Origin of the sequence: Nocardia farcinica (assembly GCF_001182745.1) — a bacterium.
Taxonomy (GTDB): Bacteria; Actinomycetota; Actinomycetes; order Mycobacteriales; family Mycobacteriaceae; genus Nocardia; species Nocardia farcinica.
Genome location: NZ_LN868938.1, coordinates 2840876 through 2861599, shown reverse-complemented (window position 1 = coordinate 2861599; position 20724 = coordinate 2840876). Strand labels below are relative to the sequence as shown.

The 20724-nt window shown below is 74.0% G+C and carries 10 protein-coding genes; 7 read left to right on the top strand and 3 right to left on the bottom strand.

All coding sequences use genetic code 11. The features are described from left to right. Positions 1 to 86 precede the first annotated feature (86 nt). Genes AMO33_RS13695 through AMO33_RS13685 form a run of 3 tightly spaced genes read right to left on the bottom strand, consistent with a single transcriptional unit; the run spans position 87 to position 3752 of the window. Positions 87 to 2582 carry an FtsX-like permease family protein gene (locus AMO33_RS13695; protein WP_060592849.1) on the bottom strand — a complete coding sequence of 832 codons (2496 nt, stop codon included), beginning with the start codon at positions 2580 to 2582 and terminating at the stop codon, positions 87 to 89. Next, positions 2570 to 3301, bottom strand: a complete 732-nt coding sequence (locus AMO33_RS13690) for an ABC transporter ATP-binding protein (protein WP_060592848.1) — start codon at positions 3299 to 3301, stop codon at positions 2570 to 2572. The genes AMO33_RS13695 and AMO33_RS13690 overlap by 13 nt, the downstream gene beginning before the upstream one ends. 10 nt (positions 3302 to 3311) lie before the next feature. Further along, positions 3312 to 3752 (bottom strand): type II toxin-antitoxin system Rv0910 family toxin, encoded by a 441-nt coding sequence (locus AMO33_RS13685; protein WP_060592847.1) that lies wholly within the window; start codon positions 3750 to 3752, stop codon positions 3312 to 3314. A gap of 403 nt (positions 3753 to 4155) precedes the next feature. Between AMO33_RS13685 and AMO33_RS13680 the strand changes: the two genes are divergently transcribed. Genes AMO33_RS13680 through AMO33_RS13650 form a run of 7 tightly spaced genes read left to right on the top strand, consistent with a single transcriptional unit; the run spans position 4156 to position 20715 of the window. Further along, complete coding sequence (locus tag AMO33_RS13680) at positions 4156 to 10554, top strand: type I polyketide synthase (protein ID WP_060592846.1); 6399 nt, start codon at positions 4156 to 4158, stop codon at positions 10552 to 10554. Next, a complete protein-coding gene (locus tag AMO33_RS13675) occupies positions 10551 to 11486 on the top strand; it encodes a metallophosphoesterase family protein (protein ID WP_076573582.1) in 936 nt (311 codons plus the stop codon). The genes AMO33_RS13680 and AMO33_RS13675 overlap by 4 nt, the downstream gene beginning before the upstream one ends. After that, positions 11483 to 11713, top strand: coding sequence for a hypothetical protein (locus AMO33_RS13670; protein ID WP_060592845.1), 231 nt, complete (start codon positions 11483 to 11485; stop codon positions 11711 to 11713). The genes AMO33_RS13675 and AMO33_RS13670 overlap by 4 nt, the downstream gene beginning before the upstream one ends. Further along, on the top strand, positions 11710 to 12279 hold the full coding sequence (locus AMO33_RS13665; protein WP_139337507.1) for a hypothetical protein: 570 nt from the start codon (positions 11710 to 11712) through the stop codon (positions 12277 to 12279). The genes AMO33_RS13670 and AMO33_RS13665 overlap by 4 nt, the downstream gene beginning before the upstream one ends. A gap of 2 nt (positions 12280 to 12281) precedes the next feature. Further along, positions 12282 to 13142 (top strand): class I SAM-dependent methyltransferase, encoded by an 861-nt coding sequence (locus tag AMO33_RS13660; protein ID WP_060592843.1) that lies wholly within the window; start codon positions 12282 to 12284, stop codon positions 13140 to 13142. 2 nt (positions 13143 to 13144) lie between these two features. Next, positions 13145 to 14545 (top strand): NAD(P)/FAD-dependent oxidoreductase, encoded by a 1401-nt coding sequence (locus AMO33_RS13655; protein WP_060592842.1) that lies wholly within the window; start codon positions 13145 to 13147, stop codon positions 14543 to 14545. Next, positions 14542 to 20715 (top strand): type I polyketide synthase, encoded by a 6174-nt coding sequence (locus AMO33_RS13650; RefSeq protein WP_060592841.1) that lies wholly within the window; start codon positions 14542 to 14544, stop codon positions 20713 to 20715. Before AMO33_RS13655 ends, AMO33_RS13650 begins: the two co-directional genes overlap by 4 nt. Positions 20716 to 20724 lie beyond the last annotated feature (9 nt).

Genomic DNA, 20724 nt, shown 5'->3' with positions numbered 1-20724 from the left:
GGGAACCGTCCTCTCCCTCGAGGTCGTCACGGATCGGTGGCACGAGGTGGTGCATTCCGGTCGAAAAGGTTGTCCTACGGTGGTGTTCATTCGGTGCCGATCGCCTCGATGATGTTCAGCCGCGCCGCGCGCACCGCGGGCGGGAGGGAACCGAGCAGGCTGAGCCCGATCGCGCCGAGGGCGAAGCCGAGCACCATCGGCCCGGGCCGATAGGCGACCTCGAGGTTCATGATGTCGGGGGTGATCCGGTCGAAGAAGAACTGGCTGAGCGCGCCGAATCCCAGGCCGAGCCCGCCGCCGACCACCCCGATGCCGATCGCCTCGGCCAGCACGGTGCCGAGCACCATCCGCCGGGTCGAGCCCATCGCGCGCAGCACGCCGAGCTCGCGGCGGCGTTCGAGCACCGAGAGCCCCAGGGTGTTGAGCAGGGCGACCGCGGCGATGAGCACCACGATCATCCATACCGCGTTGGACACCGCCGCGCCCTGCCGGATCGCGCTGTCCACTCCGGCCAGGGATTCCGCGCCGGTGAAGACGTGGCCGTCCGGCGGTACGACCGACCGCACCGCCTGGGCGAGGACCGCCGGGTGGACACCGGGCGCCGCGTCGATCTGCAGCACGGTCGCGCCGGGGCGGTCGAACCAGGCCCGCATCTGCTCCAGCCCGATGGCGGCGTTGCCGGTGAGCGCCGAGAAATAGGACACCACTGCGACCACGGGTAGCCGCCGTTCGCCCGTCGGGGTGCGCACGGTCAGCGAATCACCTTGCGCCACACCGAGGGTGCGGGCGAGATCGCGGGAGAGCGCGATCCCGCGCCCGGCGACGATCTCGGCCTGCGCGCGCGGGTCCAGGTCGGCGTAGAGCGGGCTCACCGAGCCGGGGGCCAGGCCGTAGAGGATGATCCGTTCGGTGCCGAGCGTGGCGTAGGCGAGCTGGCCCTCCACCACCCGTTCGATGCCGGGCAGCGCGGCGACGCGGGACGCGGTGTCCGGCGGCAGCGTCGGGTCGGTGGGCATCTGGTCGGCGGGCCGCGCGGCGACCCACAGGTCCACCCGGTCCACCTCGCCGATGGAATCCCGGACCGCCGTGAGCATGTCGCGATTGGCGCCGGTGATGGTGACGGTGACGGCCACGGCGATGAAGACCGTCATCATGGTGGCCCACACCCGCCGCGGTGCCCGGCGCAGGGTGGCCGCGGCGAGTTCGCCCGCGGCGCCACAGCGGCGCGCGACCACGGCGGCCGCGTCGACCAGCGCGCCGGTGACCGCCCAGCAGGCGAACAGACCGGCGCCGAAGAACAGCGACAGCGCCAGCCCCGACCACACCAGCTCGCCCAGCCGCAACCCGACCAGCGTGACCGCGATCGCGATCGCGCCGACCGCGACGGTGGCCGCGGCCAGGCGCATCCACCCGGGCACCCGGTCGGCGACCGACACCCCCACCGGCGCCAGCGCCTCGACGGGGGAGACCTTGTACACCTGGTGGGCGGCGACCGCGGCCGCGGCCACGCCGGTGATCACCGAGGCCGCCAAGGCCAGCGGGATCGCGTACAGCGGAAGCGAATACGCCGTGCGTGCCTCGACCGACTGCACCAGAGCCACCGGTAGCGCGTCGATCGCGGTGCGTCCGTAGAGGATGCCGGGCACCGCACCGGCCGCGCCGCCGAGCAGGCCGATGACGGCGGCCTCGGCGAGCAGGTCCGCGGCCAGGGTCCGGCGGCGACCGCCGATGGCGCGCAGCATCGACAGCGTGTGCCGCCGTTGCGCGATGGCCATCGACATGGCGGTGTAGATGAGGAACGCCGCGACGATGAACGCCAGCGCCGCGCCCATCAGCGTCATGTACTGCAGGATCCGCAGCCCGTTGCCGGTGCGTACCGCGCGCAGCGTGGGTTCGGCGACCACGGCCCGCCCGGCCACCACCTGCTCCACCCCGGCCCGCACCGCGCTCTCGTCGGCGCCGGGCTCGGTGACGATCAGCACCGAATCGAGCCGGTCGGCGCGCCCGAGGGCGCGCTGCGCGACCGCGAGCGAGGTGAGGACGTAGTGCCCCTCGTTGAGCCTGCCGAGTTCGCCGCCGGTGAGCACGCCCGCGACGGTCACGCTGCGGTCGCCGATGCGTAACCGCTCGCCCGTCGCCAGTCCGAGGCCGGGACCGGCCAGCACCCCGTCGGGGACCGAGACCAGTGCCCCCAGCTGGGATTCCACGGCCGGTTGCAGCACGCTCGCCAGCGCCGTGGCGCCGGCGTCGGTGCCGAGCACGAGGGTCTGACCCGCCGAGGTGGGCACCACACTGCGCACCATCGGCACCGCGGCGGCGACGCCGGGCACGGCGGCGGTCTCCGCGCGTACGGTGGCGGGGAAGCCCGAGTCGGTGATGCCGGACACCTCCAGCGTGGCCGCGCCCGCGAGCCCGTCCACGAGCCGGTGCACCGACCCGGTGAGGGAGCCGAAGATGCCGAACACCGCGACCAGGAAGGCCGCCGATACCGTCATCACTGCCACCGAGGCCAGCGTCCGCCCGCGGTGTACGGCCGATTCCCGCAGGCTGAACAGGCGCCACCGATCGATCAGGGTGCGCACGGCGGCTCCACCGGTGCGCCGGGGGCGGCGAGCGCGCGCCGCTCGTCGGCGACGATGCGTCCGTCGCCGAGGGTGACGACCCGGTCGGTGCGCGCCGCGGCTTCGGGGTTGTGGGTGACCATCACCACCGCCCTGCTGCCGTCTCCGGCGACCTCGGCCAGCAGCGCCATGATCTCGGCGCCGGTGGCGGAGTCGAGGTTGCCGGTCGGTTCGTCGGCGAGCACCAGCGGCGGGTCCATGATCAGCGCCCGAGCCACCGCCACCCGCTGCATCTGGCCGCCGGACAGCTCGGCCGGGCGGTGCTCGGCCCGTCCGCTCAGCCCGACCAGGTCCAGCAACTCGGCGGCGCGGCCGCACGCCGAGCGCAGCGTGCCGCCGTCGAGCAGCCGGGGGATGGCCACGTTCTCCCAGGCGGACAGGGTGGGCAGCAGGTTGAAGAACTGGAACACGAATCCCACGCTGTGCCTGCGGAATTCGGACTGCGCGTCGTCGTCGAGGCCGCCGATCTCGCGGCCGCGGAACCGGATGGAGCCGATGTCGGGGCGATCGAGGGCGCCGAGCAGGTGCAGCAGCGTGCTCTTGCCCGCGCCGGAGGGGCCGATCACCGAGACGAACTGCCCGGCCTCGACGGCGAGGCCGACCCGGTCCAGGGCCGCGACGGTCTGCCCGCCGATCCGGTAATGCTTGGAAACCTCGGACAATTCGACGATCGGTGTCATGGTGTCCGGCCTAGGCGGGCACGTCGGACAGCGCCGCCAGCTTGCCGATCGAGGCGACCAGCTGGGTCTGTGCCTCCCGCTGCACGGCCTGTTCCAGCTGACCGGTGAGCACCGCCCCGCTGAAGGCGCCGGCGATGGTCAGCTGGCAACCCCCTGGCTTCCGTTCGATGGCGAAGCTGAACTCGCAACTGACACCGGCCGGACTGCGGCCGGAAATGATCAGCTGCATGGGCGGTTTGAACGCGGTGACGGTCAACTCGATGCGCTGTGACATGCCCAGCATCCGAATGTTCTGCACCATCCGTGAATTCACCGTGATGTGTTCCGGCGGTGCTTCGGCGAAACTCTCGTGCAACATGAACCACTCACTCCAGGTGGTGGTGTCGGCGATGATGGTGTAGATCTGCGCCGGGCTGGCGTCCAGTGCTCTGCTGACCTCGAAGCCGGCCATGAATCCTCCCGTGGTGTCCGCGCATCGATGGAATCTCCCGCCCCGTCGTCCGCGGTACAGCGACTCTCGGCGACCCTGTGCGACGCCGCTCATCGGCGTCGACAGCGCGAACGTGCTTGTCAGAGTCCATGATTCGCGGAGGCTGTGCAAGTAACCGTGGGTTACGGCAACTGTTCACGCAAACGTCGTTGTCACCCGTTGCAGTCTGGCGAACACTGCTGTACGTTGACCGGCACGAGCATCGCAGATCGGCCCGGCGGCCGGCTCGGATGCTCTGCCCGAACCGTGGCCGTCCATTTCTCCGATTCCGATTCCGTGGAAAGCGGGGCGTGTCCCCGCCGGTGTGGGATTTCTTCCCCGCCGTATTCCGCCCCTTCTCGTCTCCGAAAGGCCGGGAGCCGTCATGCAGGATGACGTAACCGCAGTGGACCCGATCGCCGTCGTCGGCATGGCGTGCCGATTTCCGGGAAACATCGATTCCCCGGAATCGTTGTGGCGCTTCGTGATCGATGGAAAGCACACCTCCAGCAAATTTCCCGCGGATCGGTCGATGACCGAGCTCGCCGACATCGCCGCCCCGGAGGTGGTGGCCGCGATGGCCCCGATGGGCGGGTTCATCGACGAGCCGGGCGAATTCGATCCGGAGTTCTTCGGTATCAGCCCCCGCGAGGCCAAGGCGATGGATCCGCAGCAGCGGATCGTGCTCGAACTCACCTGGCAGGCGCTCGAGGACGCCCGCATCGACCCGAACGCGTTGCACGGCAGCGATACCGGCGTCTACGTCGGTGCGATGAGCGGCGACTACGCCTACCTGATCCCCGGCCAGAAGGATCTCGATCCCGGCTATGTCGCGACGGGGGTGAGCCAGAGCGTGCTCTCCGGCCGGATCTCCTACGTGCTCGGCCTGCAGGGCCCGACCATGAGCATCGACACCGCGTGCTCGTCGTCGCTGGTGGCGATGCATCTGGCGGCCCGGGCGCTGAAGGCGGGCGAATGCTCGCTCGCCCTGGCCGCCGGCGTCTCGATCATGTCCACCCTCACCGGCTTCTACGCACTCGGTCAGCACGGCGCGATCTCCAAAGAGGGCCGCAGCAAACCGTATTCGGCCGACGCCGACGGATTCTGCATGTCCGAGGGCGCGGCGGTGCTGGTGTTGGAGCGGCTCTCGGACGCGCGGCGCCACGGTCATCAGGTGTTCGCGCTGCTGCGCGGCGCGGCGGTCAACCAGGACGGCGCCACCAAGGGACTCACGGTGCCCAGCGCACAGGCCCAGCGCAAGGTCATCGAGGCCGCACTGGCCGACGCCGGACTCGGCCCCGGCGATGTCGACGTGGTGGAGGGGCACGGCACCGGAACGCCGGTCGGCGACCCGGTCGAACTCGAGGCGTTGTTCGCGACCTACGGCAGCGCTCGTCCCGCGGGCAGCCCGGTCCGGTTGGGCTCGGTCAAGGGCAATTTCGGGCACACGCAGGCCGCGGCCGGGCTCGCGGGCGTGATCAAGATGATCGAGGCGATGCGGCACGAGACCGTGCCGCCCTCGCTCGGGGTGAGCGAGCCGACCGGCGCGGTGGACTGGTCGTCCGGCGCGGTCCGGGTGGTCACCGAGGCGTCGCCGTGGCCTGCCGGTGCGCGGCCGCGCCGCGCCGGTGTCTCCTCCTTCGGCATCAGCGGCACCAACGCGCACGTCATCGTGGAGGAGCCGCCGCGCACGTCACCCGCGCCGAGCGAGCCGCCGCGGGTGGCACCGCCGGTGTTGCTGTGGCCGGTGTCGGCGAAGACGCCGGCGGCGTTGGCCGCCCAGGCCGCGGCGCTGGCCGAACACGTCACCGCGCACCCCGGATACGCCGACCAGGACATCGCGTATTCGCTCACCGCCACCAGGGCCACCTTCGATCACCGGGCGGTCGCGGTGGGCGGGAACCGGGCCGAGCTGCTCGACGCGCTGGCGGCCATCGCGGCCGGCCGGCCGGTGGGTCCGATCCGCGGGCAGGCCATGCCCGACCGCGGCGTCGTGTTCGTCTTCCCCGGCCAGGGTGGGCAGTACCGCGGCATGGCCAAGCAGCTGATCGCGGAGTCGCCGGAGTTCGCGGCGGGCATCCGCGAGTGCGACGCCGCCTTCGCCGAGTTCGTCGACTTCTCGGTCTTCGACGTGCTGACCGAGGCCGCGGGCGCGCCGACGCTGGACCACATCGACGTGCTGCAACCGGCGCTGTTCTCGACGATGGTGTCGCTGGCGCGGCTGTGGCGCGCGCTGGGTGTGGCACCGGCCGCGGTGATCGGCCATTCCCAGGGTGAGGTCGCGGCGGCCTATGTGGCGGGTGCGCTCTCGCTCGCCGACGCGGCCCGGGTGGTGGCGCTGCGCAGCCGGGCACTGCGCACGCTCGCGGGCACCGGCACGATGGCCTCGATCAGCACCTCGGCGGCGCGGGTGCGCGAGCTGCTGGTCGAGGTGCCCGAACTCGATGTGGCGGCGGTGAATTCGCCGACGACCACGGTGGTCGCCGGCGCGCCCGAGGCCGTCGAGCGGATGCTCGCGGTGTGTGAGCGGGAGGGCCTGCGGGCCCGCCGCATCCACGTCGAAGTGGCCTCGCACACCGGCGCCATGGAGACCGTCGCCGAGGAGATCCGCGCGGCGCTGGCCCCGATCACGCCGCGCCCGAGCGCGATCGAGTTCTTCTCGACCGTCACCGGCGACGTGCTGGAGACCGAGAACCTCGGCGCCGACTACTGGTTCGCGAATCTGCGCCAGACCGTGAACTTCGAGGACGGCTTCCAGGCCGCCTTCCAGTCCGGCTACAACGCCTTCCTGGAGATGAGCGCCACTCCGGTGCTCACCGCCGCCATGCACGAATCCCTCGACCAGTTCGGCGCGTTCGCCGACAGCTGCCTGATCGTCGGCACGCTCGAGCGCGAGGACGCCGGCCTGCGCCGGTTCCTCACCTCGGTGGCGACCGCGCACGTGCACGGGGTCTCGCCGCGGTGGTCGCGGCTGTACGACCCGGCCACGCACACCGCCGTGCCGCTGCCCACCTACCCGTTCCAACGGCAGACCTACTGGCTGGCCAGCGTGCACAACGCCAACGGCGGCAAGCCCAGCGGACTCGGCCTCGCCGATCCCGGCCACCCGCTGCTCGGCGCGATGACCGAGCTGCCCGGCGCCGACCGGTTCCAGTTCAGCACGCGGCTGGCGGTGGCCACACACGGCTGGCTGTGCGACCACGCGCTGCACGGCAACGTCCTGGTACCCGGCGCCATGCTGCTCGAACTGGCCCTGCACGCCGGAGACCAGGTCGGCTGCCCCGGCGTCGAGAAGCTGACCATGTACACCCCGGTCACGCTGCCCGAGCAGGGCGCGGTGCACCTGCACCTGGTGGTCGGCGAGGCGAAGGCACCCGGGCGGCGCAGCATCGCGATCTACTCGCGACCGGAGAACGAGGACGCCCCCGCCGGGCAGAATCTGTGGAGCCTGCACGCCGACGGCACCCTCACCACCCGCAGCTACGCCGAGGACGCCGATCAGCACGGCGTGGAGCTGTGGCCGCCGGTGGGCGCACAGCAGGCGCTCGAACCCGAGCGCGCCTACCAGACCCTGGCCGCCCTCGGCTACCACTACGGACCGATCTTCCAGGGCATGCGTGCGGTGTGGCGGCGCGGTGAGGACATCTTCGCCGAGGTCGCGCTGCCCGAATCGGTCGCCGACGCCGACAAGTACGGGCTGCATCCGGCACTGCTGGACGCGGCGATGCAGTCGGTGGCGGCGGTGGCGTCGATGATGCCGACCGAACCCGGCGCGATCCGGTTGCCGTTCGCCTGGGAGCGGGTGCAGTTGCACGCGATCGGCGCGAAAGCGCTGCGCGCCAAGCTGACTCCGGCCGGGCCCGATCGCGTCCGGTGGGTGTTGGCCGACCACAACGGCCGTCCGGTGGCGGTGGGCACCCTGCAGGTGCGCTCGATCTCGATGGGCGCGCTGGCGCAGCGCGGGCTCTCGGGACGCCAGGATTCGCTGTTCGGCGTCGACTGGCCCGCCCTGCCGGTGCAGCGCACCCGCTGGACGGCCCGGCCGGGGGAGTGGGCGGTGCTGGGTGACCTGCCGCCGGGCCTCACCGCCGGCGCGGAGCTGACCGTCTACCCGGACCGGGCCGCACTCTCGGCCGCGCTGGCCGACGGCGCACCCGTGCCGAAGGTGGTGCTCGCCACCAGGACCGCGGCGGGCCGGCACATTGACGCCGGTCCCACCGAGGCGGTGCGCGCCGAACTGGCCGCCACGCTGGCGTGGTTGCAGGACTGGCTGGCCGACGAGCGCGTCACCGAGACCCGGTTGGTGCTGATGAGCACCGGCGTGCAGGCCGTCGAGCCCGCCGAGACGGTGACCGACCTGTCCGGGGCGACGGTGTGGGGCCTGGTGCGCAGTGCGCAGTCGGAGTATCAGGACCGCATCCTGCAGCTGGACCTCGACGGCGCGGGCGTCACCCTCGACCAGCTGGCCACCGCCGTGGCACTCGACGAACCCGAACTCGCCCTGCGGCGCGGCACCTTCCACGGCAGGCGCATCCGCTCCGGGCTGGACGCGGCGGCGACCGCGGGCGCGCGGCTGGCCGGACACTGGCGACTGGACATCCCCGGCACCGGCAACCTGGACGACGTCACCCTGGTGGCGGGTACCGCACCGGCGGCCGAACTCGCGCCGGGCACGGTGCGGGTGGCACTGCGGGCGGCCGGGTTGTCGTTCCCGGTGGCACTGACCGGGCTGGCCGCCGTGGCGGGCGCGCCGCGGCGGCTGGTGCACGAGGCGGCGGGCGTGGTGCGCGCCGTCGCGGCCGACGTGACCGGATTCGCGCCCGGTGACGCGGTGTTCGGTCTGGTCGACGCGATCGCCGACACCGTCGACGCCGACGCGGCACTGCTGGCCCCGGTACCCGCGGGATGGTCGATGCCGCAGGCCGCGGCGGCGCCGGTCGCCTACGTCACCGCCCTGCACGCCCTGCGGGAGGCCGCCGCGACGACCGGGGAACGGGTGCTGGTGCACTGCGCCAGCGGCGGCGTCGGCACGGCCGCGGTGCATCTGGCCACGCACCTGGGCCTCGAGGTGTTCGCCACCGCGAGCGAACGCAAGCGGGACACGTTGCGCGGCATGGGAGTGGCCGAGGACCACCTGGCCGATTCCCGTTCGGCCGAGTTCGCCACCCGGTTCGCCGGCCGCGGCATCGACATCGTGCTCGACCTGCTGCCCGCCGAACTCACCGACGCCTCGCTCGGCTTGCTCGGCGCGACCGGCCGGTTCGTCGACCTCGCCCGCGGCGCGGTGCGCGACCCGCGCGCGGTGCGCGAGGCGTGCGGCGTCACCTACCGCACCTTCGAACTCGGCGACCTCGACCGGGACACCCTGGCTGGCCTGCTGGCCGAGATCGCCCGGCTGGCGGCGGCGGGCACGGTGCCCGCGCTGCCGTCGACCCGCTTCGACATCCGCCAGGCCGACGCCGCGCTGCGGCATCTGGGCGAGGCCCGCCACGTCGGCAAGATCGTGCTCACCTGGCCGCCCGCCTTCGATCCGGACCGGACCGTGCTCGTCACCGGCGGCACCGGCACCATCGGCGCGATCGTCGCCCGGCACCTGGTGCACGCCTACGGCGCCCGGCATCTGCTGCTCACCAGCCGCAGCGGCCCCGCCGCCGAGGGCATCGACGACCTGGTCGCCGAACTGACCGACGCGGGGGCGCGGGTGCGGGTGGCCGCCTGCGATGCCGCCGACCGCGCGGCGTTGGCCGCGGTGCTCGACACGGTGCCCGCCGCGCACCCGCTCGGCGGCGTCGTGCACCTGGCCGCCGCCCTGGCCGACGCCACCTTCGCCCAGCTGACACCCGACCACCTCGGCGCCGTGCTCGGCGCCAAGGCCGACGGCGCCTGGCATCTGCACGAACTCACCCGTGACCTGGATCTGTCGATGTTCGTGCTGTTCTCCTCGGCCGCGGGCACGTTCGGCGCGCCCGGACAGGCGAACTACGCCGCCGCCAACGTCTTCCTCGACGCGCTGGCCCGGCGCCGCTACCACGACGGGCTCGCCGCCACCTCGATGGCTTGGGGCTGGTGGGCCGAGGACACCTCCAACACCGGCGCGCTCGACGACAAGGACCGCGCCCGCCTCACCCGCATGGGCGTGACGCCGATCGAGACCGAGCAGGCGCTCGCCCTCTTCGACGCCGCGCTGCACACCGGTCGGCCCTACCTGGTGCCGGTGGGCATGGACCTGTCGCTGCTGCGGGTGGCGTCCTCGGTGGCCGAGCTGCCGCCGTTCTTCCGCGCGCTGCTGCACTCGCGGCCGCGGGCGACCCAGCAGATGGGCGACTCCTCCCAGCTGGCCAAGCGGCTGGCCGGACTGAGCCCGGCCGAGCAGCACGCGGTGGTCGTTGACATGCTCGAGACCCCGATCGCGATGGTGCTCGGCTACTCCTCACCCGAGGCGGTGCACCCGGATCGCGAGTTCACCGAGATGGGCATCGATTCGCTCAGCTCGATCGAACTCGGCACCCACCTGCGCGCCATCACCGGCGTGAAGCTGGCGAATTCGGTGATCTTCCAGTACCCGACGGTCAACCTGCTGGCCGGGCACGTGCTCGACCAGGTGACCCCGCAGGACGCCGAACTCGCCGACCCGATCGTCAGCGAAGTGGAGATGCTGCTGGACCGCCTGGCCGCGCTGCACGACGACGGACAGGTGCCCGAACCCCTGCTGGAGCGGCTGACCGGCTCGATCGGACGGCTGCGCGGCGGGGAGGTGGCGGTGGGCGACGGAGCCCGGCCGTGACCCGCGTGCTCGCCGTCTCCGATCTGCACGTCGGGCATCCGGGCAACCGGGAGGTGGTCGACCTGCTCCGGCCGACCACCCCCCACGACTGGCTGATCGTCGCCGGCGACGTGGGCGAGCGAATCGAGCACATCCGCGGCGTGCTCGCCGAACTGCGCGCCCGCTTCGCGAAGGTGATCTGGGTGCCCGGAAACCACGAATTGTGGACCACCGCCAGAGATCCGGGCCCCCGCCGCGGCGAGGGCAGGTACCGGCGGTTGATCGCCGAATGCCGCGCCCTGGGCGTGCTCACCCCGGAGGACCCCTATCCGGTGTGGGAGGGTCCGGGCGGCCCGGTGGCGCTGGTGCCGATGTTCCTGCTCTACGACTACACCTTCCTGCCGCGCGGTGCGCGGACCAAGGCCGATGCGCTGGAGCTGGCCCGCGCCAGGGGCACCGTCGCCATCGACGAACAGCTGCTGGCCCACGAGCCCTACGACTCGCGGGAACAGTGGTGCCGAGCCAGGGTGGAGCACACCAGGAGCAGGCTCGACGCCATGGATCCGGCGCTGCCGCTGGTGCTGATCAACCACTTCCCGCTGTTGCGGGAACAGACCAGGATGCTCTGGCACGCGGAGTTCGCGCCGTGGTGCGGCACCGTGCTCACCGCCGACTGGCACCGCACCTACCCGGTGCGCTGTGTCGTCTACGGGCACTTGCACATCCGGCGCACCGACCACTTCGACGGCGTGCGCTTCGAAGAGGTCTCGCTCGGCTATCCGCGCGAGTGGCGCCGCCGCGGCCTGCCCGATCCGCTGCTGCGCGAGATCCTGCCCGGCCCCTCGTCCTCGGTCGTCGGCGCCCGGGCCCGGCGCGCGGTCGGCGGCGCGGTGCGGGCGGCGACAGCGTTGACCCGCCCGGCCGCGGCCAGGCGAGGGAGGACCACACCATGACCGACACGAGTGGCGCCCGCACCCGGCTCGCCCGGGAACTCGGCGCCGACCCGGCCGCGCTGGCGGCCCTGTCCGAAGCGCACTGCGCGGACCTGCTCGGCCTGCTCGCCGCCGCCCCCGACCGGGACCGCGACCGATGCGCCCCCGAGCTGCGCGCCACCATCGAGACCCTGCCGCGGCCGTACCGGCCGGTGGTGCGACGCGTGTTCCTGGGGCGGTGGCGATGACCGACCGCGCCGTCGCCCGCCAACTGGCCCGCCTCGCCGACGCACTGCACGTACCGATCGACCGGATCGACCACCTGGCCCCGCTCGGCCCCGAGCAGCTGGCCGACCTCACCGATCGCGTGATCGCCCACCTGCACGCGCGCTACGCCCGCCGGTACCGCAGGCTGTACCGGATCGGCCGCAGGCTGCCGCCGCGGCGGGCGGTGCCGTTCGCGGTGCGGTTGCTGCCGCCGCGGATGCTCGGGCGGGTCATCACCGCGGCCCTGGCCGACGAGCGCGATCTCACCGCGGCCGCCCAGGCCCTGACGCTCATCGAACCCGCCGCCATCGCCGATGCCGCGCCCTTCATCGACCCGCGCGCCATCAGCCGCGCCGCGCACCTCGCCTCCGGTGACGTGGTGGCCGATGTGATGTCGGAGCTGCTGCGCCGCAAGGATTTCAACACCGCCGACCTGTTCGTCGACTACCTCACCACGGCGGCCGCCGAGCCGCCCGCCGACCCGCCCGCCCGGCCGTCGCGGCGGTGGGGCGACCGGCTGGCCGCCTTCACGAAAGGACGGGGCTGAGCATGGGCACCCGCACCCCGGGCATCCGGGACGTCTCCGACACCGCCCGCTGGGTGGCGGTGTACCGGGCCAGGGAATCCGAGCGCCCGGACGCCCTCTTCCAGGACCCCTTCGCCGCCGAACTCGCCGGCGCCGCCGGAGCAGGACTCGCCGATCCCGCCCTGCTGCCGCGCGGCGCGCGCAACCACTGGCCCACGGTGGTGCGCACCCGGCTGATCGACGACCTCGTGCTGCGGTCGCTGGCCGCGGGTTGCGACCGGGTGATCAATCTGGCCGCCGGGCTCGACACCCGTCCCTACCGACTGCCCGTCCCGGCCGCAACGGTGTGGTACGAAGCCGATCTGCCCGCGCTGCTCGCCGACAAGGACGCGGTGCTCGCCGACCGGCGGCCCCGGTGCCGCCGGGTCACCCGTGCGCTCGACGTGACCGACCCGGCCGCGCTCACCGGCTTCCTCGCCGAGGCCACCGCGGACTCGGCGCACGCACTGGTGCTCACCGAGGGCTTGCTGCCGTACCTCACCCCGCCGCAGGTGCGCGCGATCGCCGCCGCCGTGCACGCGGCGCCGGTGCGCGGCTGGGTGTTCGACCACTGGTCGCCCGCCATGCGGTACGCGGTCAACGCGTTGCTCGGTCGCGAGCTGGGCTCGGCGCGTTGGCAATTCGCGGCACCGCTGCGGTTCTTCGAGGGCTGGCGGGTCGACAGCGCGCAGTCCACCTTCCGTGCCGCGGCCCGCTGGCGCCGCGCGCCCCTGCCGTTCCGACCCTGGGCGCTGGCGCCGGAGACCGGGTTGCGGCGGCGGCCGGAGCGCTCGCCGTTCTGGTGCGGCGTGGTGCGGATGCGCCGCGTGGACGAGGCGGTGTGAGCATGGCGAGCGGTGCCGGCGCCGGTGCGCGGGCGGTGGTACTCGGTGGCGGGTTCGCCGGGATACTCGCCGCGGGCGCGCTCGCACCCCACGTCGGCGCGGTGACCGTGCTCGACCGGGACGACCTGCCGCACACGCCGGCGCACCGGCGCGGCCTGCCGCAGGATCGGCACCCGCATTTCCTCGGGCCCGGCGGAGCGGACCTGGTGGAACAACTGCTGCCCGGCGCGTTGGCCGCGCTGTGGGGTGCGGGCGCCCGCCGGATCCGCACCAACGAGGACCTGCTGCTGTATTGCAGCGCGGGCGGCTGGCTGCCCCGGTACCGGACCGACCGCGCCGGGGTGGCGTGCAGCCGGGCACTGCTGGACCATGTGCTGCGTGAGCGGGTGACCGCGGCGGGCGGGGTCGAGTTCCGCACCCGCTGCGAGCCGGTCGGGCTGCTCGGCGACGCCGCGGCCGTCACGGGTGTGCGCTACCGCGACCGCGACGGCGGAACCCATTGGCTCACCGCCGATCTGGTGGTCGATGCCACCGGCCGCGCCTCCCGCGCCCCGGGCTGGCTGGCCGCGCTGGGGGTACCCGGTCCACGCACCCAGGTGGTGGATGCCGGGCACGCCTACGCCACCCGTGTCTTCCGCGCCCGCCCCGGCACCGAGGCGACGGCGCCGCTGGTACTGATCCAGGCCGAGACCGGGGCGGGCAGGCCGAGCGGCAACGCGGCATTGGTGCCGATCGAGGACGGGCAGTGGATCGTCACCGTCGGCGGCATGCGCGGCACGCGGGCACCCGCCGACGGCGCCGAGTTCCTCGACTACGCTCGCCACGGAGTCGGGACGCCGCTGCTCGCCGACCTGCTCGCCGGCGCGGAACCGCTCACCGGCATCCTGCGGTCCCACAGCACCTGCAACCGGCGCCACCGCTTCGACCGGGTGCGCCGGTGGCCGCGCGGGTTCGTCGCCGTCGGTGACGCGGCCACCGCGCTCAACCCGGTGTACGGGCAGGGCCTCACCGTGGCCGCGCGGTGCGCCCGCGCCCTGCGGACCTGGATCGGTGACGACGCCGTCGACACCCGACGGCTGCAACAGGCGGTCGGCCGCGCCGGCGTCCTGCCGTGGGAGGTCGCCACCCGGCAGGATCGCCGGTTCCCGAACACCGTGGGGCCCGCGCTGCGCGCGCACGACCGGCTCGCGCATCGCTACGCCGACCGGGTGATGCGCACCGCCCAACACCGGCCCGCGGTGGGCGCGCGCTTGATCGATGCGATGTTCCTTGCCGCGCCCGCGCTCACCCGGTTGGGTGACCCGCGCGTGCTGGCGGCGGCCGCCCGCCGGGTGCCCGGGCCACTGTCGGCGCCACCGCTGACCGAACGCGAACGCGCGCTGCTGACGGGAGGGCGACTGTGACGGGCGAACCGATCGCGATCGTCGGGATGGCGGGCCGCTTTCCCGGCGCCGACAGTGTGGCGCGGTTGTGGGAGCTGCTGGCCGCGGGCATCGACGCCGTGGGCAGCGTGCCACCGGACCGGTGGGACGCGGCCGCGCCGCTGGACCCCGCGGTGCGGGTACCGGCGGCGGGCGGATTCCTCGACGACGTGGCCGGGTTCGACGCCGCCCTGTTCGGGATCTCCCCGCGCGAGGCCGCCGACATCGATCCGCAACAGCGGGTGTTCCTCGAAACCGTCTGGCGCGCAATGGAAGACGCCCGCACCCCGGCCGACCTGCTGCGCGGGGCGCGGATCGGCGTCTACGCGGGCGCCTCCTGGCACGACTACGAGACGCTGCGGTTGCGCTCCGGCGCGTCCTACGGCCCGCACGGGCTGGTCGGCTCGGCAGTGGATGTGATCGCCGCGCGCGTGTCGTATGTCCTCGGCCTCACCGGTCCGAGCATGACCGTGCAGACCGGGTGTTCGTCGGCCCTGGTCGCGCTCGACCTGGCGGTCGCGGCGCTGCGCTCCGGCGCGGTGGACGCCGCCCTGGCGGGTGGGGTCAACCTGATGCTGAGTCCCGAGGTCACCGTCGGCCTGACCCATTTCGGCGCCCTGTCACCGGAAGGCCGCTGCGCCGCGTTCGGGGCGGGCGCCGACGGGTTCGTCCGCGGGGAAGGCGTCGGGGTGGTCTACCTCAAGACGCTCTCGGCCGCGCGTCGTGACCGCGACCCCGTCCGCGCGGTGATCCACGAGACGGTGGTGAACAACGACGGCGGTGGCGACAGCCTGGTCACCCCGCGCCTGGAAGGGCAACGGGACCTGCTGCGCCGGGCCTACCGCGACCTCGACCCCCGCCGCCTCGCCTACGTCGAGGCCCACGGCACCGGAACCGGCCGCGGCGACCCCGTCGAGGCCCGCGCGCTGGGCGACGTCCTCGGTCACCGCGCCGGTGCGCCGCTGCTGGTCGGTTCGGTCAAGACCGGGATCGGGCACCTGGAGGCCGCCGCCGGGGTGGCGGGGCTGATCAAGGCGGTGCTGTGCCTCGAGCACCGGCGGGTGCCGGCGAGCCTGCATGCCGAGCTGCTCAATCCCGACATCGATTTCGCCGGACTGGGGTTGCGGGTGGTGCGCACACCGACGCCGCTGCCCGCGGGCCCGGAGGTGCTGGTCGGGGTGAACTCCTTCGGGTGGGGCGGGACCAACGCCCATGTCGTGCTGGGGCCGGGGGAGACGCCGGCACCGGCGGACGGTGCCCGGGCCGAGTCCGGGTCGCCGGTGCTCGCGGTGTCCGCGCAGAGTCCGGCGGCGTTGCGGCAACGGTGCGCCGCGGTGGCCGAGATGCTCGCCACCGGCGGGGATGTGGGGGAGATGTGCGCCGCCTCGGTGGCCTACGCCCCGGCCCTGCCGTGGCGGGCGGCGGTGCTCGGCGCCGATCCCGAGGCGGCGAGCACCGGGTTGCGCGCCGTCGCGGACGGCGTCGAGGGCACGCCGGGCGTGCTCTCCGGGCGTGCCCGCGCGGTCGGGAAGGTGGCGTTCGTGTTTCCGGGGCAGGGCTCGCAGTGGCACACCCCGGCGGCGGGTCTCTACGGCCGCGATCCCGCCTTCACCGCGGCCGTCGACGACTGTGCCGCCGCGCTCGCCCCGCACGTGTCCTGGGACACCCGCGCGGTGCTCACCGGCGCGGCCGGACCGGGCTGGCTGGAACGGGTGGACCAGGTACAGCCGGTGTTGTGGGCCTACTCGCTGGGCATCGCCGCGATGTGGCGGCGGATGGGCGTGGTCCCGGACGTGGTGATCGGCCACAGCCAGGGGGAGATCGGCGCGGCCGTCGTCGCCGGACTGCTCGCTCCGAGCGACGCCGCCCTGGTGGTGGCGCGCCGCGGCGCGGCGTTGCGCGCGGTCGCGGGAACCGGGCGCATGCTGGCCGTCGACCTGACCGCCGACGAGATCCCCGCCGCCATCGCCGGATTCGAGGACGCGGTCACCCTGGCCGTGCACAACGGTCCCCGCTCCTGCGTGCTCTCCGGCGACGTCGACGCCATCGACGCGCTCGCCGAGATCCTCACCGCCGAGGGCATCTACTGCCGTCCCGTCAACGTCGACTACGCCTCGCACAGCCCCCGGATGGCGCGCCTGGTGCCCGCCCTCCGGGCCGACCTGGCCGCGGTGACGGCGCGGCCGGGCACGGTGGCGATGCTGTCCACCGTCACCGCGCAGCCGCTCACCGACGCCGGGCCGGACTACTGGGTCGAAAACCTGTGCCGGCCGGTGCGATTCGCCGAGGCGATGTCGGCCCTGTTCGACGCGGGCGTCACCCACGTGCTGGAGATGAGCCCGCACCCGGTGCTCACCCCCGCGATCGAGCAGCTGGCCGCACTGCGTCCGGACCCGCCGATCGCGCTCGGCACCCTGACCCGCGACCGCGACCCCGTCGCGGAACTCGCCGTCAGCCGCGCCCGCGCGTTCGTGCACGGGTTGCGTCCCTTCGCCGACCTCCCCGGGCCCGGCCGCAACCCGCTGCCGCCCACCACCTTCCATCGCGAGCGGTACTGGCTGGCCGCGCCGGCGCCCGTCACCGACGACCGGATCGTCCTGCGCCCCACGGCACTCGAACCCGGCACCCGCCACGCCTGGGCGGAGATCGGCCCGCACGACCTGGGGTGGCTGGCCGATCACCGGGTCGGCGAGGCGGTGATCGCCCCGGCCACCTACTTCCTCGCGCTCGCGACCATCGCGGGCGACACCGTGGTGCGCGACATCCGGTTCGTCGATGCCCTCCCGCTCGATCCCGAGAACCCGGCCCCGCCCACCCGGGTCGAGATCCTGCTGCGTCCCGGCCTCGCGGGCACGACCGTTCTGGAGATCCGCTCGACCCCGCCGGGCAGCGACGTCTCGACCCTGCACGCGCGCGCCGACCTCGTTCCGGCCGGGAGCCGGTGCCCCGAGACCGGTCCGCCGCCGTCCACCGAGAGTCCCGACGCCACAACCGAACTGGACGTCGCCGAGTTCTACCGCCGGTGCGCCCGTCGCGGCCTGCACTACGGCCCCGAATTCCGCGGCATCCGCGAACTGCGCACCGGCACGACAGCGGCGGGCCGCACCGCACACGCCCGGATCGAGCTGGGACAGCGCTGCCGGGCCCGCATCCGCGCCGGAGAACTGCACCCCGCGCTCCTGGACGCCGCCGCGCAGACCGCACTGGTCCTGTTCGACCAGCCGACCGACAGCACGCCCGCCACCGTGGTCCCCGTGGCCCTGGCCGAATACCGGATCCTCCACCGGCCGGACGGCTTCGTGGACCGGGTGTGGGCCCACGCGCGGCAGCGCGGCCCCCTGCTGGCCGACATCGAGATCCGCGACGACGACGGCCGCGTCCTCGCCGCACTGAACGGTCTCGCACTCGCCGAGCTCGACACCGCCGGCGCGGATCTCCGCGACCACCGGCGTGAGTTCCGGATGGAATTCACCCCGGAACCCGAGCCGGTCGGTGCGCCGGGCGCCGAGTGTGCCCCGCGCGCCGCCGACACCGGGCACCCGGCTCGATCCGAACGTGCGGTCTTCGTGCTGGTCGACCCGGGCGCCGAGACCGGTGCCGCACCCGACGACCCGAACACACAGTGCGCGCATCTGGCCGCGGCGCTCACCGACCGTGGTGCCGTGGTCACCGGCGAGCTGCCCGCCGACCACCCGGCCACGGTGGTCTTCCTCGCCCCCACCGTCGCCGCCGGGCTCGACGCCCAACGAGCCGCCCTCCCGCTGCTCGCCGACCTGGCCCGCCGCTGCCTCGCCGCCGACGCCGCGCACCGGGTCGTCGTCGTCACGACCGACGCGCAGGCCGCCGGACCCGAACGCCCCGATCCGGGGGCCGCGCTGTTCTGGGGCTTCGGCCGCGTCCTGCGCCGCGAACACCCCGAACTCGACACCGTCCTGCTCGACCTCGCCGGCGGCGACGCGACCGCGACGCGCTGGGCGTCCTGCGCCGCCGAGCTGTGCGCGCCCGCCGGGGCCGATCAGATCCTGCTCCGCGCCGGCGTCCGCCTGCTCGGCCGCCTGCGACAGGGCGGGGTCCAGGCCGCACCGCCGCCCCGGCGCAGCGCCCGCCGGCCGTTCCGGCTCGCCATCGGCCGCGGCAGGCGCACCGACGACGTCCACTTCCGGCCGCTCACCCCGCGCGCGCCCGGCCCCGGTGAGGTCCTCGTCCGCGTCGAGGCCGCGGCGATCAACTTCATCGATCTGATGAAAGCCACCGGCGCATACCCCGACGGCTCCGCGGGCGCGGATCTGCTCGGGGTGGACTGCGCGGGCGTCATCACGGCCATCGGCCACGGCGTCACCGGCCGTACCGTCGGCCAACGCGTGGTGGCCTGCGCCTTCGGGGCACTCGCCAGCCATCTCACGGTCCGCGCCGACCACACCGCTCCGGTACCCGCCGCGCTCAGCACCACCACGGCGGCGGCGCTGCCGCTGGTGCTCACCACCGCCTGGTACGCGCTGGCGCGGGTCGCGCGGGTGGAACCGGGGGAGACGGTGCTCATCCACTCCGCGGCGGGCGGCGTCGGCGCCGCCGCGGTGGCCGTCGCCCACCATCTCGGCGCCCGCGTGCTCGCCACGGCGGGCAGCGCGCAGCGCCGCGAACACCTGCGCGCCCAGGGTATCGAGCACGTCTTCGACTCCCGCGGCGCCGAATGGCCGGCGGCCGTGCGCGCGGTCACCGCCGGGCGCGGTGTCGACGTGGTGCTCAACGCGCTGGCGGGCGCGGCCGTCGAGCACGGTCTCGCGGTGTTGGCCGAGGACGGCCGGTTCGTCGAGATCGGCAAGCGCGACATCTACACCGACCGGCGGATCGGATTGCGCCCCTTCGCCCACGGGATCACCGTGGCGGCCGTGGACCTGGGCGGGATGATGACGCGACGGCCACGCCGCTACGCCGAGGTGCTGCGGGAGGCGTGGCGCCTGGTCGACAGCGGCGTGATCGCCGCGCTGCCCACCACCGTCCACGATTTTGCCGCGGCCCCCGCCGCGCTGGCGGCGCTGGCCGACGACGAGCGGATCGGCAAGATCGTGCTCGCCCGGCCGGCGACGGTGCGCGACATCGCCCCGGAACCCTTGCCCGACGGACGTTTCCGCGCCGACGGCACCTACCTGATCACCGGCGGCCACGGCGCCCTCGGCCGCAGTCTCGCCGACCACCTCCTCGCGCACGGGGCGGGGTCGGTCGCGCTGCTCGGACGCGGCACCTACCCGGTGCCCGACGATCCCCGGTTGCGCAGCTACCGCGCCGATGTCGGCGATCGTGCCGCCCTCGCCGACACACTGGCGGCGATCCGCGCGGCGGCGCCGCCGCTGCGCGGGGTGTTCCACGCCGCGGGGGTGCTCGACGACGCCACCGTCCTCGGCCTGTCCGCCGACCGGATCGAACCGGTGCTGCGCCCCAAGGTCGACGGCGCCCGGCATCTGCACGAGCTCACCGCCGACGATCCACTGGATCTGTTCGTCCTGTTCTCCTCCGCCGCCGCGCTGGTCGGCAACCCGGGACAGGCCGTCTACGCCGCCGCCAACGCCTACCTCGACGCGCTCGCCGTGGCCCGCAGGCACGACGGCAGGCCGGGGTTGAGCGTGCAGTGGGGACCGTTCGACGACATCGGCCTGGCCGCCGCCCGTGCCGAGCGCGGCGCCCGCCTCGCCGACCGCGGGCTGACCGGCATCACCGCCGCCGACGCCTGGACCGCGCTGCACACGTTCCTGGACACCGACGCCTGTCTCGGCGGGTACCTCGGCTTCGACCGCCGCCGCTGGTTCGACGCCTACCCCGAGTGCGCGGGCCAGCACAGCTGGACGCTGCTGGCCGAGTCCACCGAGGCGCCCGCGGTGCCGGGCGAGTGGACGGCCGCTCCGAGCCGAGGAGAACCGGTGCGGGACACGGTGACCGCACTGGCCGCGCGGGTGCTGCGGGTGTCACCCACCGACCTCGACCCCACCGCGCCGCTGCGCGCGCTCGGGCTGGACTCGCTGCTCGCCCTCGAATTGCGCAACCACCTGGAAAACGCCTTCGCCCTGCGCCTCTCGGCCACCCTGCTGTGGACCTACGGCACCGTCGCCGCGCTCGCGCAGGCCATCGAGGACCGGCTCGCCGCGCACCCGGCCTGACCGACAGGA

What these genes read in the sequence shown, in the direction of transcription:
- AMO33_RS13670 (WP_060592845.1), top strand. Translation starts at nt 11,483, where the DNA reads ATGACCGACACGAGTGGCGCCCGCACCCGGCTCGCCCGGGAACTCGGC.
- AMO33_RS13660 (WP_060592843.1), top strand. Translation starts at nt 12,282, where the DNA reads ATGGGCACCCGCACCCCGGGCATCCGGGACGTCTCCGACACCGCCCGC.
- AMO33_RS13690 (WP_060592848.1), bottom strand. Translation starts at nt 3,301, where the DNA reads ATGACACCGATCGTCGAATTGTCCGAGGTTTCCAAGCATTACCGGATC.
- AMO33_RS13685 (WP_060592847.1), bottom strand. Translation starts at nt 3,752, where the DNA reads ATGGCCGGCTTCGAGGTCAGCAGAGCACTGGACGCCAGCCCGGCGCAG.
- AMO33_RS13665 (WP_139337507.1), top strand. Translation starts at nt 11,710, where the DNA reads ATGACCGACCGCGCCGTCGCCCGCCAACTGGCCCGCCTCGCCGACGCA.
- AMO33_RS13655 (WP_060592842.1), top strand. Translation starts at nt 13,145, where the DNA reads ATGGCGAGCGGTGCCGGCGCCGGTGCGCGGGCGGTGGTACTCGGTGGC.
- AMO33_RS13680 (WP_060592846.1), top strand. Translation starts at nt 4,156, where the DNA reads ATGCAGGATGACGTAACCGCAGTGGACCCGATCGCCGTCGTCGGCATG.